Here is a 17,108-nt window from a genome sequence, read left to right on the forward strand (position 1 = left end):
TTTTATTTTCTTTCCTTGACTACTAAAACATATTGTTTTATGATTGACTTGTAATCAAGATATGACAAAATGTTCACCAAAACATTACAATTAAAATTCATAAATAAAAAAAGAGGTGTCCAAATGGGAAGTGTAAGAACGTTAAAGAACTTTGTTGGTGGAAAGTGGGTAACTAGTACCACAGAAAAATATGAAGATGTTATAAATCCGGCTACTGGCGAAATGATGGCTAGCGTACCTTTATCTACAAGAGAAGAATTGGATGAAGCAGTAAAAGTTGCGAGTGAAGCATTTACATCATGGAGCAAGACGGCAGTTCCAAGAAGAGCACGAATTCTATTTAAATTTCAACAATTACTCATAGAAAATAAACAAGAACTTGCACGGTTAATTACCGTTGAAAATGGAAAGGCATTCAAGGAAGCGTTAGGTGAAGTACAGCGCGGAATTGAAAATGTTGAATTTGCAGCAGGTGCTCCAAGCCTCATGATGGCTGATTCATTATCATCCATCGCAACAGATGTAGAAGCAACGAACTACCGTTATCCAGTTGGTGTAATTGGCGGAATTTCACCGTTTAACTTTCCAATGATGGTTCCATGTTGGATGTTTCCAATGGCTATTGCTTGTGGGAATACATTTATTTTGAAACCTTCTGAACGTACACCATTATTAACAGAAAAGTTAGCAGAACTTCTTGCTGAAGCAGGACTTCCTGATGGTGTATTCAATATTGTGAATGGTGCGCATGATGTTGTAAATGGTATTTTAGAGCATCCTGAAGTTAAGGCAATCTCATTTGTCGGATCTAAACCAGTTGGTGAATATGTTTACAAAAAAGGTTCTGAACATCTAAAACGAGTGCAAGCTTTAACAGGAGCAAAAAACCACACCATTGTTTTAAATGATGCAGATTTAGATGAAACCATCCGCAATGTGATCTCAGCTGCTTATGGTTCTGCTGGTGAAAGATGTATGGCAGCTTCTGTAGTTGCAGTAGAAGAAGGCATTTATGATAAATTTATGGAAAAACTAGTTTCTGAGGCAAAACAAATAAAAATGGGTAATGGATTAGATGAAGATGTATTTTTAGGTCCTGTTATTCGTAAAGAAAATCAACAAAGAACGTTTGATTATATTCAAAAAGGTGTTGACGAAGGTGCAACATTAGTGTTGGATGGCCGTGAAGGTATTCCAAGTGAAGGATATTTTGTAGGACCAACCATATTTACAGAAGTTACGAAGAAAATGACAATTTGGAAAGAAGAAATATTTGCCCCAGTTCTTTGTGTCGTGAAAGTGAAAGACTTAAAAGCTGGAGTCGAATTAACAAATGCTTCTGAATTTGCTAATGGTGCATGTTTATTTACAAATAGCGCAAGTGCTATTCGTTACTTCCGCGAAAATATTCATGCCGGAATGTTAGGAATTAACTTAGGCGTACCTGCTCCAATGGCATTCTTCCCATTCTCAGGTTGGAAGTCTTCATTCTATGGTACCTTACATGCTAACGGAAAAGATAGTGTTGATTTCTATACACGCAAAAAAGTAGTAACCGCTCGATATGCAACAAAAGATTTCTAAACGAGTGTGTTCAAAAAGGAAGATAAAAAGGATCCGTCGGCATTACTGACATCCTGTCAGTAATGCCGATACTAACACGTCCTGTTGAGTCCAAAGTTTGAGGTTATGCGTTCCTGAGCAACGGAGTGTATGTTGTTAGATACATGAGTAGCGCAGAAACAAGTCAACGGAGAAATTTGATACGTCCTTATTACCGGACTTTTTTATACTATAAAAAAGAAAATTTTTAGGGTTTATAGTATAAGAAAAACTAAAGCTTTCGCTAAAGACTTGGCGACAAGCCGAGTTTTTCTAAACAACTTCTAAAAAGGAGCATAACGATGAGTAAGTTGCAATATAAGCCAAATAAAAATAGCAAAGCAGGAGTTACTCTCCTACAAGATATTCACGAAGGAAACTCTGATTTAACATATGTTTCATTTAAATTGATTCAAATGGATAGCGGAGCAACCTATTCAGAAATATTAAAGGATAAGGAAGTCTGCATTGTTGCCTTAACAGGAAATGCTTCTGTTCGTACTGGTGACCAGTGGTTTAAGGATTTAGGAACTCGTGAATCCGTATTTGAAAAAAAACCGACAGACAGTGTTTATATTTCAAATGATTCCGAATTTGAAATTAGTGCTGATCGTGCGTGTAAGCTAGCATTATGCTATGCACCGTCAACAGAGAAAAAACCAGCTCAAGTCATTAGAGCTACTGATAATTCGGTTGAACATCGAGGGAAATATCAGAACAAACGAATGGTACACAATATTTTACCTGACAATGTTGATATCTCGAATAGTCTGTTAGTTGTGGAAGTATATACAGAGGGCGGCAATTTCTCAAGTTACCCTCCTCACAAACATGATCGCGATCATCTTCCGGAAGAATCATTTTTAGAGGAAACGTATTATCATGAAATAGATCCTGAACAGGGATTTGTGTTCCAGCGTGTGTATACGGATGATCGCTCATTAGATGAAACAATGAGTGTTGAACACGGTGATGTGGTATCCGTTCCAAAAGGCTATCATCCAGTAGGAGTGCCAGATGGATACACTTCCTATTATTTGAATGTTATGGCTGGACCTAAGAAAACCTGGAAATTTCATAATGATCCAGACCATGAATGGATTTTAGCCAGAAAGTAGAAGTGGAGGACAAAAACATGAAGCTATTAAAAAAAGGAAGCAAGAAATTCGATATTATTGCCATCGGTAGAGCTTGTATTGACTTAAATGCTGTCGAATATAACCGCCCAATGGAAGAAACAATGACATTTAAAAAATATGTTGGAGGATCTCCTGCAAATATTGCAATTGGTACGTCTAATTTAGGATTGAGCGTCGGGTTTATTGGAAAAGTTCCCGATGATCAACACGGTCGTTATATTACCGATTATCTTCATGATAAAGGTGTGGATACGACACAAGTTGTTAAAGATAAAGAAGGACGTAAAGTTGGTTTAGCTTTTACGGAAATTAAAAGCCCAAGCGAGTGCTCCATCTTAATGTACAGGGATAATGTAGCAGACCTTTACTTAACTCCGGAAGAGGTTGATGAAGCATATATTCGTGAAACAGAAGCACTGTTAATATCTGGTACAGCACTAGCACAAAGTCCTTCCCGTGAAGCAGTGTTAGCAGCTATTGAATATGCAAAAGCTCATCATGTAAAAGTTATCTTTGAACTGGATTATCGTCCATATACGTGGGCAACTCCAGAAGAAGTGTCTATTTACTATACATTAGTAGCACAAAAAGCGAATATCGTTATTGGTACACGTGATGAATTTGATATGCTTGAAGGAAAAGAAAATGGCGATAATCAGACTACAGTAAATGAACTTTTCAAATATGATCCGGATTTAATTGTAATTAAGCATGGGGTAGAAGGATCTTATGCTTATGTGAAGGACGGAAAGCAATACAAAGCGAATTCCTACAAAACAAAAGTATTAAAAACGTTTGGTGCTGGAGACGCTTATGCTTCTGCATTTCTTTACGCATTATTCAATGGGAAAGATGTGGAGACAGCGTTAAAATATGGTAGTGCATCAGCAGCCATTGTCGTTAGCAAACATAGTTCTTCAGAAGCAATGCCGTCCATTCAGGAAATTGAACAATTGATTGCCGAGCAATCTTGAAAAAACAGGGGGAATCACTCTATGGTAGAAACGATCCGTTTAACGACTGCGCAAGCGTTGATTAAATTTTTGAATCAGCAGTATTTACATGTAGACGGGGAAGAATTCCCTTATGTAGAAGGAATTTTTCATATTTATGGTCATGGGAATGTCGTTGGTATCGGTCAGGCTTTAGAAGAAGATCCGGGTCACCTAAAAACCTTTATAGGGAAAAATGAACAAGGGATGGCCCATGCTGCTGTGGCATTTTCAAAACAATCTTTAAGGAAAAAGATTTATGCTTTATCAACATCTGCAGGTCCCGGTGCAGCGAATATGATCGCAGCTGCCGGGACAGCTTTGGCCAATAATATACCGGTTCTCTTACTGCCGGCTGATACCTTTGCTACAAGGCAGCCAGATCCTGTACTTCAGCAAATCGAACAAGATACAAGCATGGCGGTAACGACGAATGACGCTTTTAAAGCCGTTTCTCGTTATTGGGACCGTATTCAAAGACCAGAACAACTGATGTCTGCTTTAATTCGAGCATTTGAAGTAATGACAAACCCAGCTACCGCTGGTCCTGCTACGATTTGCCTATCTCAAGATGTAGAAGGAGAGGCATTTGACTACCCAGTAGAGTTTTTCGAAAAGCGTGTTCATTACTTTAATCGTACGGTACCAACAAAACGTGAAATCGAAGGTGCTGTAGAACGAATTAAAAACAGCAGCTATCCGGTAATTATTGTTGGTGGAGGTTGCAAGTACTCGAAAGCAAGACAAGAGTTAATAGCTATTTCTGAAAAACATCATATTCCTTTAGTAGAAACACATGCCGGAAAATCGACGGTGGAATGGCAATTTAAAAATAATTTAGGCGGTCTAGGAATTCTAGGTACTTCTGCTGCAAATAAAGCTGTGAAAAAAGCAGATCTAATTATTGGTATCGGAACAAGGTATACTGATTTTACAACGTCTTCTAAAACATTATTTAACTTTGAGAAAACAAAATTCTTAAACATTAATGTTAGTCGACCTCAATCCTATAAATTGGATGCTTTTCAGGTTGTTGGTGATGCCAAAGCAACACTTCAGGAACTGCTTCCACTGTTAGAAGGCTATACAACAGCATTTAACGATACACTGGAAGAACTAAAAAGCGAGTGGTTAAAGGAAAGAGATCGATTAGCGAATGTCCGATTTAAACGTGAAGGATTTGTTCCGGAAATAAAGGGACATTTTTCCCAAGAAACATTGAATGAATATGCGGATGCTTTGGATACAGAATTAACTCAAACAGAAGTGTTTATCGCTTTAAATGAAGCGGTTGATGAAGATGCAATCGTTGTTTCAGCTGCTGGTTCATTACCAGGAGATATGCAACGGCTATGGAACCCTTCCGTACCGAATACGTATCATTTAGAATATGGGTATTCTTGTATGGGATATGAAATTGCCGGTGCATTAGGAGCACGTTTAGCTGCACCGCATCAGGAAGTGTACTCATTAGTCGGTGATGGCAGCTTCTTAATGCTTCATACAGAATTGGTTACAGCTCTTCAATACAATAAAAAAATTAATATTGTTCTGTTTGACAACTCGGGATTTGGTTGCATCAATAACCTGCAAATGGATAATGGCAGCGCTAGTCAAGGTACAGAATTTAGAACTTGGGAAAATCAAATTATGAATGTTGATTATGCAAAAGTAGCTGAAGGTTATGGTGCGAAGACATATAAAATCAAAACACTGGATGAATTAAAACGAGCCATTGAAGATGCTAAAAAGCAACCTAATTCAACATTATTTGAAATTAAAGTGCTGCCAAAAACAATGACGGACGGGTATGAAGGTAGCTGGTGGAATGTCGGGTTATCCGAAGTTTCCACAAAAGAAAGTATCCGAAACGCATTTGCAAATAAGCAAAAAGGAATGAAACGAGCAAGAAAGTATTAGTGAGATGGAAAAGCGCTGGAGTTGGCGTAAAACCATTGAAACAGATGTAAAACTAAAAGTAGGAGAAATGAGCATGGAGTTAGTTACATTAAATGACATACTACCCCAAGCCAAGCGCGAAGGGTATGCCGTTGGACATTTTAATATAAATGGTTTAATTTGGGCGCAAGCAATTTTACAAGCCGCTCAAGAGGAAAAAGCTCCAGTCGTGATTGCATCATCGGATAGATTGGTAGATTACCTTGGCGGATTTAAACTCATTGTTGACATGGTCAAAAATCTGCTAACGCGTTTTGATATTCAAGTTCCGGTCGTCTTACATTTAGACCATGGACAAAGTGTAGAGCGATGCTTGGAAGCGATCGATGCAGGCTATAGCTCTGTCATGTACGATGGAAGCCACTTACCACTAGAAGAAAATATTAAAAATACAAAAAAAGTAGTAGATTATGCACATGCAAATGGAGTATCCGTAGAAGCAGAAATTGGTACAGTTGGCGGTTATGAGGATGGAGTTATCGGTAATATTAATTATGCAGATTTACAGGAATGTGTGGAATTGGTTAATGCAACAAATATTGATGCTTTAGCAGCAGCATTAGGTTCTGTCCATGGCAAATACAAAGGTGAACCCAAGCTAGGTTTTAAAGAAATGGCGGAAATATCAGCAGCTGTAGAAATTCCGCTTGTATTGCATGGTGCAAGTGGAATTCCACTTCCACAGCTTCATAAAGCGATCACTTTAGGACATGCTAAAATCAACATTAATACGGAGATGAATATTGCGTGGCGAGAGGCGTTACAGCATAGTTTAGTAGAAAATCCACATGTGTATGAGCCCAAAACTTTATTAGAATCTAGTAAGCTAATCATTAAACAAACGGTTAGTGAGAAAATAAAAGACTTTGGCTCACATAACAAAGCCGAATAAAAATGAAGCTATCATATGAAAAATAACATAGAGTGTAGTAAAAACTCAAGGCTCTTTATATGGAGTTCTTGAGTTTTTGGTGCTTACTGAATGTAAAGTCATGGATCGGATTAACCCAATGTTCTCTTAATCTGGTTTTTTATTAAAGTACATTGATTTTCTTTTCCTTTTTGTCCCTTTTGGAATTTAACCACTCCCTTCCATTTCATCAAGGGTAAAGATTTTGTCCGAATATCGTTGCTCTTGATCCCAATCCAGGTGGGCAAAAGAATGGGAATGAAACGGACCTCTTTTCCGCATTTGTTTTACGTAAAAAGTAGATTACGAGACAGATATAAAAAATGTTATAAACACAAACATCTTACTTATTTGATTTCCTGTTTTAGCATGCAAGTACATATGTATACATGCATCCTTATATGCTAAATAAGCATTGTAAGAATTTTCATTACGCAAATAAGTACGAGAGGTTCTGTAATGTTGATAACGGTGTTTTATAAATTGATAGTCATCTTTGTTCTTCCATTTTCAAAATAAGACTGTAAATACTTAATTACAGCTCCTTACATTATATCTGCACCAAGCGGGATTGGTATTTCTCCCACTGTTTCTGTATAATGTCCCTTCCTAACTCTATTTTAGGATGGAATTGAATCGCTGCTTGCCTTCTTGTGTCATGCACCGTGTTTAAGGCATCTTGTAGTTTGTCAGCTAATCCTTGTTTGCCAGAACGGATTGCCATGGAATACCCCGCGACGACCCCTTGGGAAATTGCTACTTTGGCACCTTCAATCCCAGTAATATTTCCAGCAACGTATAAATCTTCAATAGGGGTTTCCATTTTTGACATGTATATTGTTCTAGTTACTACCAAGTTGGTAGGTACTGATGGAAAGACTCTCAATGCTATAAGGATGTGTATTGTACTAAACGCAAAATTGCTTTCAGTTCTTACTGTTAGAAAACGCAAAATTGCGTTCTCAACGTTACCACTACAAGACATACAAAATTTCATTAATGAATGAATTAATACCAACATTGCAAAATTAAAAAGATAAACTAACTCCTTAATTAAATTCTCATTCATAAATAATTCAATAAATTTAGCACTTTTAGTATAATGCAACTAAAGGGGGAATTGAGTTTCAACTAAGATGGGAGGAGATGTCCATTAAGGCGCTTTATGTAGGGGAATGTCATAGCTTTATCGACAAAACATTAGTGCAACTAGAACAAATACATACACAAATCAAAAACATCCAGAAAAGTATAGAAGGCATTATCGCCTTAGAAGAAGCTTTTAAAGGAAAGACAGCTAATTCTATTCGAACCTTTTACAAAGAGGTACACAAGCCGTTTCTGTTGTTCTTAGAGGGGTTCATTGATAATTATTCGAATACATTACGGGAAATAAAACAGTCCATTGATGAACTGGAACCGGACAGGAATGGAGTTATTCGAGAGGATTTTCTTGCCGATGGTGTTCAACGAGGACTTAAACGGGCAAAACATATGGCAATGATGCTAACTGACGAAGCAAATGCTGTTCTTCGATCGGTTAGAGATATTATTGATGTTAGGGATTTAGATGATGGGGAGTTTCTGGACAAAGTACAACATGCAAAGAAAATAACACACAAGACCATTGAAAAGCTGTATCTATTTGATCGACATAATACAGCTAAGCTAGAGCCTGTGGAGCAAGATCTTCTCCATACCATGAAAAACTATGTAAGTCGAATTAGAGAACTAGGCAACAGCGGTCAAATAAATATTGCAACGTACCAAGCAAGAAAGATATCTGATCAAAAGATTCATCAGCAGCTGATGCAAGGTCTCATGAAAAAGGCTGGAAGGAATGCCATCGATTTAGAAGTAATCATGGGGGAATTTGGCAAACGGTTATTTTCTAAGTTTATTCCACTAGCAGCGATTCCGACTAACTATTTGCAGAAACATTTTGGACTGAAAACAATGAATTACAGTTATCGGGCTATGCATGCTACTTTAGCAGCAACGGGGGATAGTTTAACTGAAAGTGAGTTTTCAACCATCGAGCATCTAATTGTTTCAAAAGTAAAGGTTTCGGATTACAAGGGAGTAAGACAAGGGACTTATTACACCTTAGCTGATGGCAGGAAAGTGCGGGAGTTTGAATCGGAAACAGGTATAAATTATGAATTGGTTCGTACGATTCCAGCTAATCGACATAAACCTAGAGAACCAGAGAAAAGCTGGTTAGAAAAGACTGCCGATGGTGTGAAAGATACATTTGTAAAAGCAGGAGAATTTGGTGCAACGGCTGTAAAAGAAACAGCTGACTTTCTCATTTTAGATGACGTTAATACTATTTTGGACTCAGAAGCATCTAAACCGGAAAGGATAATAGCAGGTGCTTCTATTATCCCCTATGGAAAAGCTTTAAAGCTGATTAAAGCTGGCGGAACAATTAAATTTGCGAATAAAGGTAAACATACAGCGAAGAAGGTAAAAGAAAATAGAAGAGATTTATTAGCTAACGAAGGAAAAGTCGGAACATATGAAGAATTAATAGATGCAGGGACACGTGGAGATAATTTAACACCACATCATATGCCTTCTGCTAAATATATGAAAACAAATGCGAGCATTCATAAAAATGACGGAATAAGCATGAATATGGAACAACCTCACCCCGGAAAGGGAGGTAGACATCGAAGTACTGCAACATACGGAATGACAGGTAAGAAATTAGATGCTTATCTCAATACTAACCCTCGTGACGTTTTAGCCCGTGATATTATTGATGCAAGGAAAATTTATAAAAAAGAAGGACTTTACACTCCTAAAATACGTTCGGGATTATTAGAAGTCATAAAACTAAATAAGGAGAAATATCCAAATATCTTTAAAAAATAGGGAGGCATATAGCTTAATGGATATATCTGTAGAACTAGAAAATTTAAAGCACAACCGTTTATTAAGAGATGAAAATGAAGTAGAAAAATTTGAGCAGGCAATTAAAAACATTTTAAAATTGAAAGATGTTAGCCATATTGAGATATTGTGTCACGGTTTTGATGATTTGACTGAAAACGATGAAGTAATGTTTGGGCTAATTCATGCTATTGAATCTTATGATAATATTGTTGGTTCTGAAGCATCGTTAAAAGTTTTAGCAAATTCTATTCCTATAATGATTCCTCATGCCAAAGAATGGTTAAAGGTGCTTCATAAGAGAATATTAAATCACGGGCCATCCCGAGAAGTTTATAAGAAAATTATACCCACATTGGATAGTGATATTCAGAACTTCATTATTTCACAATTAACTAGTATTCAAGAAAAGAATCCGAATAGATTTAAAGAAAGTGTTAATTCTGTAATAGAGTGCTTACAATAATTTTTCAATTGAAAGTATTTAGAGATTACTTTCGATTGCCTACTCTTACGGGTAGGCTTTTTCTATAGGAACATTCGTTTGTACCCTAATTAGAGTACACCTATAACCGTACCCTACGTAGAGTACAGCAAAAATTTTTCCTTCATTATATGCAAAAACGCTAAATAAATACTTGCAAATGAAATTAATAATAAAAAATTGAATTAAGATATTACATGAAGGGCGACTAAAAATATAGTGACCTTTTTACGAATGTACTCAAGTATATAGCTTGGGTGCTTTTTCTCTCCTCTTACCTAGTCCATTCGACACTTAAATTGTAAAATCCTGCAATCTTTGCATTAAAAAAAATAGGCATTAATATATTTGTAGGAGTTTGTTTAATTAAAATCTTAATTATTATATTTTAAAATTTTTTCCTGACTTTCTATCTTTCAAAAATAAAATTTTTAAATATTTCTTGAGTTTTCTTTTTATATTTATAGCATATAAAAATTATGCTCACTATAAAAAACTTGTAAAGTATCTTGATGATAGTAGTTATTTGCGAGAAAAGAGGATAAATTATGATTCTAGAGAATTTTTAAGCTTATTAAATAATGCAATAATGAATTGTATCCATTTAAAAGAAGTTATACAAATGAAAATTGATATGTTAAAATCTTTAGCTCCCTTACCAATTTTGGTTTTCATATTAGGTTTAATAATTGAAGATAAGCTATTTAAAATGTTAAATTTGACCTCTTTTAAATCATTAAGTTTAAGTAATTTAACGATTGAGCAAATTACCGTCATGATTGTAATTGCATTTCTTTTTTATTATATCTATGATTTTAGAACTGCTTGGGTAAGATATAAAGAAATTTTAGCTGATTATTATAGATACAAACAAAAGCTTGAGGACTATAAAAGGGAGTTAGAATCTCAATTAAAAAGCACCCGTTAGGATGCTTTTCCTTTTTCTCAAAACAACTCGAATACATATGGAGGTGGGTGTTAATGTAAATGGAAGCTAGATATAAGAAAGCCGAGATAGACTACAACAAGGGTATGAAGTATAAATATATAGCTGAGAATATGGTGTTTCCAAAAATACCGTAAAGTCATGGAAAAGACGCTATGGTTGGGAGCGAAATAAGAGTGCACCCAAAGAAAAAAGTGTGCACACAAAAAGAGGCGGTCAACCAGGTAATAAAAAATGCTTTCCTTAAAGGAATAGTGTTGCTGTAAAACATGAATTACTTGCCGAATAACTCCTAAAGAAACATTGCAATGTCGATAACATTTCTCCTTAAGTTTGAAGATTTTATTTAGTATGGAAAGGTAAGTCAATGTATTATCGATAGGAAATACTCTAAGGAAGATCTCCTTCAATCTTTTTATGTATAACGCCTGTCCGTGGCTTTTAAATAATAAAAGTAATACAAGTGTTAATTGTTTTACGGTTGTAAACAGCCTGTAAAAATGTCCCCAAACCCCCCCCAAAGTTACCCAAAAAGACTAGTTTTTAATAGTTTTTTTACAAAGGAGAAAAAGACATAAACAACCTGTAACCCCTTATATAACAAGGTTTACAACGATATAAATAAACAACTTGACAAAGCACAAATTGTTCATAATGTAATGGGACGTAACTCGCCAAGCTCATTGACATACTAGAAAGGACAACCAGCAAGTTCGGCGAGCTCCGTTAACGGGTACAACCCTCCAGCAATACAAACAAAATTACATGCGATTTTTTCTTCACTTTCAAATATTGAATTACCATCCTTGTCAATCGTACTTACGATTACGCCTTCTACTTGGTTTGTACCATCTATTTTTATTACCACTTTTCGAAGCTGAACCGGGACGCCCCACATAGTAACGCCATTTTAGGGTAAAAGGTGATCCTAAGCTGTCTCATTAAAGGATTGGTCATGAATTTACTCCCTATTCGTAAAAGCTTTGAAGGTGCCAAATATGATGCATGTAATAGAGCTTCCACTATTTCTTTGGGGCGAGCATGCTTGGTAGTTATCCGATGTAATGGAGGCAATGCCATAGCTGCAATATCAATTCCCGCCAAATGCAATTCCATTGCAATGGCAGCGGATAGTACGTTCACTCCGATAATAATTCCCCTATCACCCGGTTTTACTCGATGAACATTCGTCATCACTTGTGCTGCACCAACGGACATGACCCCTGGTTATGTCCACCCTGGAATAGGTACGGGTGATTCGGCTGCTCCAGTAGCAAGTAATAATTATTTGCTTGAAAAAACAACATCTTCGGTATAAATAAACCATGATGATTCATGACGTTCCATGTCATGAACAGCTGTTTTTTAAGCAGACGGTGTTTGTAGATGTTGAAGATGATATACGGATTGCAAAAGATGAAATATTTGGTCCTGTTGTTGCAGTCTTTTCATTTGATACGACAGAGGAAGGAATTAGAAGATCCAACGATAGTGAATATGGTTTAGCAGCTGTGGACTGAAAATATCCGAACTGGACACTGAGTAGCCAGAAGATTAAAGGCTGGGACAGTATAGATTAACGACTGTAATCAGGAAAATCCCGCTGCTGCATTTGGAGGGTATAAACAGTCAGGTAGGTAGAGAAATGGGGAATATGCACTCGACAACTATACGGAGTCAAAAGTGTTTGGGTGAATTTACAATAAGGATAAGAGGAAGACCTTAGATTTACGATACCTCACACAGAGAAAAAGTGTTCTTCTTTTTCAAACACGCATACGATCGTAGCCTTTGATCTTTCAAAAAGGATGAAAGAAAACCATTACGGATGGAAGCTTCACTTTATGTAAGTCAAACAAGTTTTATACATTTTCTTGCTCATATATTATCATAAGATTACATTTTGATTCACCTCTTCCTAATATTTAGAAGATAGTTGGTCTTTTGAAGGGTAATTATAAAATATTAAATAACCAAAACATAACAATATACTATTATTTTGATCATGTATTGAAACATTAGCTCCATCATAAAACCAAATAATAGCAATATACTTAAGTTTTTATAAAAAACTAGCGATAAAACAACGTTATTTTGTGAGATATTGAACAAGATTTCAAAAGTAAAATGGCGGTTAGTAAGCTAAAATAATAATTAGTTAACGCTTTCAATACTAGTTTGTATAATATCCGAAAAAAATAACGGAGGTAATGTCAATGGCTAAAGAAGCAAATATTATATTTGGGATTGCTCCTATCGGATGGAGAAATGATGACATCCCTGAGATAGGAAAAGAAAACACTTACAGACAAATTCTAAGTGAAGCGAAGCTGGCTGGTTTTGAAGGAACAGAGATCGGTGGTTGCTATCCAACTGATCCGGAAGAATTAAATAAAGAATTAAAGTTACGTGATATGAGACTAGTAGGTCAATGGTTCTCAGCTTATATTATCCGTGATGGCATTGAAGCAGCTTGCAAAGAGTTTGAAAAGCACTGTGCTTTTTTAGAAGCTGTTCATGCAGATATTGCAGTTGTTTCCGAACAAACATACAGCATTCAAGGTACAGATAAATGTGTCTATACAGAAAAGCCGTATTTTACAGATCAAGAATGGAAGCAACTTGCAGAAGGATTAAATAAATTTGGCGAAATTGCTTTATCACATAATTTAAAATGTTGTTACCATCATCATATGGGAACAGGGGTACAAACATTAGAAGAAGTGGATCGCTTAATGGAAATGACAGATCCTAGCAAAGTTTTCTTGCTTTATGATACTGGTCATATCTTTGTATCTGATGGTGATTCAATGGCTTTACTTAAAAAGTATTTTGATCGGATTGAGCATGTACATTTTAAAGATGTGCGAGTAGAAAAACTAAAAGAATGTCGGGAGCAAAATAAATCCTTCTTAGGATCCTTCTTACACGGAATGTTTACTGTTCCTGGCGATGGAGATATTGATTTTAAACCTGTTTTTGCTTACCTTGTTGAACATGGTTATAAAGGTTGGGTAGTAATTGAAGCTGAGCAAGATCCTAAGATTGCTAATCCATTAGAGTATGCCCAAAAAGGCCGTCAGTATATTGAACAAGAATTAGTTGTAAAATAAAAATTTATTTGGAGGAATTTATGATGACATTAAAAGCTGGAATTGTAGGAATTGGATTTATTGGATCAGATCATTTACGCCGTTTAGCTAATGTAATAGCTGGAGTAGAAGTGGTTGCAGTTTGTGATATTGTTCCTGGAAAAGCACAAGCAGCATTAGATAAATTCGGAATCGAAGCAAAAGATTATGCTGATTATCATGATTTAATTGCTGATCCTGAGGTGGAAGTAGTTGTTATTACTGCCTCTAACGAAGCACATGCTGATATAGCAGTAGCTGCTTTAGAAGCTAATAAGTATGTATTCTGTGAAAAACCATTAGCATTAAATGCAGATGATTGTTTACGAGTGATGGAAGCTGAACAAAAGACCGGTAAGAAAATGCTTCAAGTTGGGTTTATGCGCCGCTACGATGCTGGGTATGTTAAATTGAAAGAAATTGTATCTAGCGGAGAAATTGGTGAACCATTAATGCTTCATTGCAGACATTATAATGCAAGCTGTGTTCCTGAATATAAAACAGCACAAGCAATCTATGAAACATTGATTCACGAAATTGATGTACTACATTGGTTGTTAGATGATGATTATGAGGATGTAAAAGTATACTTCCCTCGTAAGTCTAAATATGCAACTAGCGATAATGGAAATTTAAAAGACCCACAAGTCATTGTAATGCAAACCTCTAAAGGTGTTAACATTGTAGTAGAAGTATTTGTTAATGCAAAATATGGATATGATATTCATTGTGATATAACTGGTGAACTTGGAATGGCTGAGCTTCCTAGTCCGGCAAGTGTAGCCGTTCGTAAGGATGCAAAATACAGTACAGATATTCTTGTCGATTGGAAAGAACGTTTTATCGAAGCTTATGATGTAGAGTTTCAAGACTTCTTTGATCGCCTGAATAAAGGGGAAGCGCCAGCAGGACCAACTTCATGGGATGGTTATCTTGCAGCAATTACATCCGATGCTTGTGTGAAATCTCAAGAATCTGGTAAAACAGAAAAAGTAGAAGGTGCAAAAAAACCTACATTCTATAATTAATTGGTTGGATAACAAAAGGTAATAGGTGCTTTTGTAACCTATTACCTTTTGCTAGTTAAAAGTGGGCAATCCACAGCATTGCTAAAATGGCAGACGGTTTATACCGCATATATACTGTGAAATTTGTATCTTCGTGTAGATGGCAGTCTCCCTCCTTCCAAAAAGAAAAGAAACCAAAGTGGAATAACCTGCATGAAATGCCTATTCGTTCCGTACCATTTTTTGAAGGGTGAGGAAAGCCTTTACAGACGGTTCATTTTAATAATTTAAGAATAAGCACAGCAAAGTGGTTGCCTATGTCAAAGGCTAGTATGAGTGTCGGGTTTTTAATTTCGTTCGGGCGACAGGACAAGGAAAGCTACGATAGCGATACTTCGCGGTTTTTCAAGGAGAATAACACTCCATGAAATGAAGTTTCACTTTATCCCGGATGTAAGGATCCGTACTTTTCTCCATTTAAGAATGAGTTAATGATGTTGGAAACAAGATGAGAAAAACGGCTCCTAAATCCCCGATTCGTTCAAAGGCCTTTAGGTCATACCCTTGCGGTACTAACATTCAAGGAGAAAAGCACTCCATGAAATGAAGTTTCACTTTATCGCTTCAGAAATTCTTCTGTTTGTATGTGGTTACCTGCACTTGTGCTTTTGTTATGAATAGAGAGGAAGTGAATTGATGAAAGGAACAGCGTACTTTTCAGACGTAAACCAGCAATTTAAGAAAGTAACAGTAGATTTCAAACAAAGAGAGATAGATAATAACCAAGTATTAAAGGTCTTTTCAGATAAAACAAGACAAAAAGTTTATGGGTTTGGTAGCTCCTTTACGGAGGCTAGCGGTTCTGTATACAATAAAATGCCTGATTCCCTTAAACAAGCTTTCATAGAAAGTTGTTTTGGAGAAACAGGAAATAAATACAATTTAGTAAGAATGCCAATTCAAAGCTGTGATTTTTCACTAGGAAATTATGCATATTTAGAAAGTGAAGAAGATTTACAGCAAAGTAAAGTTAACTTTGACCGGGATAAAGAAAATATTATCCCTGTTGCAAGAGATGCGGTTGCGGCTAATCCGGAAACCATTTTTATGGCATCTCCTTGGAGTCCGCCTGCTTTTATGAAAACGAATAATAATATGAATGGAGGCGGATATTTAAAAGAAGAATATTATGAAGACTGGGCTAAGTTAATCAAATTGTATCTTGATATATACAAGGAAAATGGCATTCATGTACAAAAGCTTTCTGTTCAAAATGAGCCTGTAGCAGTTAAACAATGGGATTCTTGCCTTTATACAAATGAGCAAGAGGCCTATTTCGCTGTGAAAGTATTGAAGAAAATTCTTTCTAAATCAGGATATGATCATATAGAGCTTTATATTTGGGATCATGATAAAGATGGGTTAATTGAATGGGCCGATCAAACCTTCCGTAACTCCGAGTATCGTCACGCAATTGATGGGATAGCTTTTCATTGGTATACAGGCGATCACTTTGAACAAATTTCCTACTTGGCAAAAGCCTATCCGGAAAAGGATCTATTGTTCACTGAAGGCTGTGTGCCACAAGAAGGATTTGATCATAACACACAAGAAAAACATGGGAAAGTATATATTCACGATCTAATTGGAAATTTTAAACATGGGATGAATGCTTTTATTGATTGGAATATTCTCCTCGATATGGATGGCGGACCAAATCATATGGGGAATACTTGCGAGGCACCGATTCAGTATGATGGCGACAATCAAAAACTTCATGTTAATCTTTCTTATTATTATATTGGGCATTTTAGCCGATTTGTTAAAAAAGGTGCCCATGTCGTATATTCGTCTGCGTATGATCATTCCATTGAGCAAGTAGCATTTATCAACCCTGAAGGTGGTAAAGTATTAGTAGCCTACAATGCCTCTAATGATTCTAAAGCATTTCGAGTAATAGATAAAGATGTAGAAACGTCTATCGAATTAGCGGCTAAACAAGTAGTAACATTAATATGGAAGTAGAGGGAGGGAGAGATA

14 protein-coding genes and 1 pseudogene are annotated in these 17,108 nt (G+C 36.2%); 13 read left to right on the top strand and 2 right to left on the bottom strand.

The features are described 5' to 3' along the window. Nucleotides 1-123: 123 nt before the first annotated feature. The 5 genes from JNUCC74_RS04180 to fba all read left to right on the top strand — a co-directional run bounded on the left by JNUCC74_RS04180 (nucleotide 124) and on the right by fba (nucleotide 6,584). Nucleotides 124-1,584, top strand: coding sequence for a CoA-acylating methylmalonate-semialdehyde dehydrogenase (locus JNUCC74_RS04180; RefSeq protein ID WP_454067034.1), 1,461 nt, complete (start codon nucleotides 124-126; stop codon nucleotides 1,582-1,584). A 320-nt stretch (nucleotides 1,585-1,904) separates the two neighbouring features. Beyond that, nucleotides 1,905-2,720: a 5-deoxy-glucuronate isomerase gene (gene iolB / locus JNUCC74_RS04185; RefSeq protein WP_454067035.1), complete on the top strand. Its 816-nt coding sequence runs from the start codon at nucleotides 1,905-1,907 to the stop codon at nucleotides 2,718-2,720. A 17-nt stretch (nucleotides 2,721-2,737) separates the two neighbouring features. Beyond that, nucleotides 2,738-3,715: a 5-dehydro-2-deoxygluconokinase gene (gene iolC, locus JNUCC74_RS04190; protein ID WP_454067036.1), complete on the top strand. Its 978-nt coding sequence runs from the start codon at nucleotides 2,738-2,740 to the stop codon at nucleotides 3,713-3,715. A gap of 21 nt (nucleotides 3,716-3,736) precedes the next feature. Further along, nucleotides 3,737-5,653 (top strand): 3D-(3,5/4)-trihydroxycyclohexane-1,2-dione acylhydrolase (decyclizing), encoded by a 1,917-nt coding sequence (iolD, locus tag JNUCC74_RS04195; protein WP_454067037.1) that lies wholly within the window; start codon nucleotides 3,737-3,739, stop codon nucleotides 5,651-5,653. A gap of 73 nt (nucleotides 5,654-5,726) precedes the next feature. Continuing rightward, nucleotides 5,727-6,584, top strand: a complete 858-nt coding sequence (fba, locus tag JNUCC74_RS04200) for a class II fructose-1,6-bisphosphate aldolase (RefSeq protein ID WP_454067828.1) — start codon at nucleotides 5,727-5,729, stop codon at nucleotides 6,582-6,584. Nucleotides 6,585-7,152: 568 nt separating this feature from the next. Here fba and JNUCC74_RS04205 read toward each other — a convergent pair. Further along, a complete protein-coding gene (locus tag JNUCC74_RS04205; RefSeq protein ID WP_454067038.1) occupies nucleotides 7,153-7,671 on the bottom strand; it encodes an FAD-dependent oxidoreductase in 519 nt (172 codons plus the stop codon). Nucleotides 7,672-7,748: 77 nt separating this feature from the next. Here JNUCC74_RS04205 and JNUCC74_RS04210 point away from each other — a divergent pair, with 77 nt between their 5' ends. The 4 genes and pseudogenes from JNUCC74_RS04210 to JNUCC74_RS04225 form a co-directional block, all read left to right on the top strand. Then, nucleotides 7,749-9,482 carry a T7SS effector LXG polymorphic toxin gene (locus JNUCC74_RS04210; RefSeq protein ID WP_454067039.1) on the top strand — a complete coding sequence of 578 codons (1,734 nt, stop codon included), beginning with the start codon at nucleotides 7,749-7,751 and terminating at the stop codon, nucleotides 9,480-9,482. A gap of 16 nt (nucleotides 9,483-9,498) precedes the next feature. Beyond that, a complete protein-coding gene (locus tag JNUCC74_RS04215) occupies nucleotides 9,499-9,966 on the top strand; it encodes an Imm30 family immunity protein (RefSeq protein ID WP_454067040.1) in 468 nt (155 codons plus the stop codon). A 640-nt stretch (nucleotides 9,967-10,606) separates the two neighbouring features. After that, nucleotides 10,607-10,912, top strand: a complete 306-nt coding sequence (locus JNUCC74_RS04220; RefSeq protein WP_454067041.1) for a hypothetical protein — start codon at nucleotides 10,607-10,609, stop codon at nucleotides 10,910-10,912. Nucleotides 10,913-10,971: 59 nt separating this feature from the next. Beyond that, nucleotides 10,972-11,162, top strand: a pseudogene (locus JNUCC74_RS04225) (terminase gpP N-terminus-related DNA-binding protein); the annotation flags it as partial. 629 nt (nucleotides 11,163-11,791) lie between these two features. On the opposite strand, the gene JNUCC74_RS04230 reads toward JNUCC74_RS04225, so the two are convergent. After that, the gene (locus JNUCC74_RS04230) at nucleotides 11,792-12,148 is read right to left on the bottom strand and encodes a hypothetical protein (RefSeq protein WP_454067042.1); all 357 of its coding nucleotides are present in this window, start codon (nucleotides 12,146-12,148) and stop codon (nucleotides 11,792-11,794) included. Between the two features lie 107 nt (nucleotides 12,149-12,255). On the opposite strand from JNUCC74_RS04230, the gene JNUCC74_RS04235 reads away from it, so the two are divergent. From JNUCC74_RS04235 to JNUCC74_RS04250, 4 genes are all read left to right on the top strand, one after another. Continuing rightward, complete coding sequence (locus tag JNUCC74_RS04235) at nucleotides 12,256-12,450, top strand: aldehyde dehydrogenase family protein (protein ID WP_454067043.1); 195 nt, start codon at nucleotides 12,256-12,258, stop codon at nucleotides 12,448-12,450. A 696-nt stretch (nucleotides 12,451-13,146) separates the two neighbouring features. Beyond that, nucleotides 13,147-14,043: a myo-inosose-2 dehydratase gene (gene iolE / locus JNUCC74_RS04240; protein WP_454067044.1), complete on the top strand. Its 897-nt coding sequence runs from the start codon at nucleotides 13,147-13,149 to the stop codon at nucleotides 14,041-14,043. A 23-nt stretch (nucleotides 14,044-14,066) separates the two neighbouring features. After that, complete coding sequence (locus JNUCC74_RS04245; RefSeq protein ID WP_077319646.1) at nucleotides 14,067-15,089, top strand: Gfo/Idh/MocA family protein; 1,023 nt, start codon at nucleotides 14,067-14,069, stop codon at nucleotides 15,087-15,089. Between the two features lie 675 nt (nucleotides 15,090-15,764). Continuing rightward, nucleotides 15,765-17,093 (top strand): glycoside hydrolase family 30 protein, encoded by a 1,329-nt coding sequence (locus JNUCC74_RS04250; RefSeq protein ID WP_454067045.1) that lies wholly within the window; start codon nucleotides 15,765-15,767, stop codon nucleotides 17,091-17,093. The last annotated feature ends 15 nt before the right edge of the window (nucleotides 17,094-17,108 follow it).

The sequence above is a fragment of the Cerasibacillus sp. JNUCC 74 genome (genome assembly GCF_053667775.1).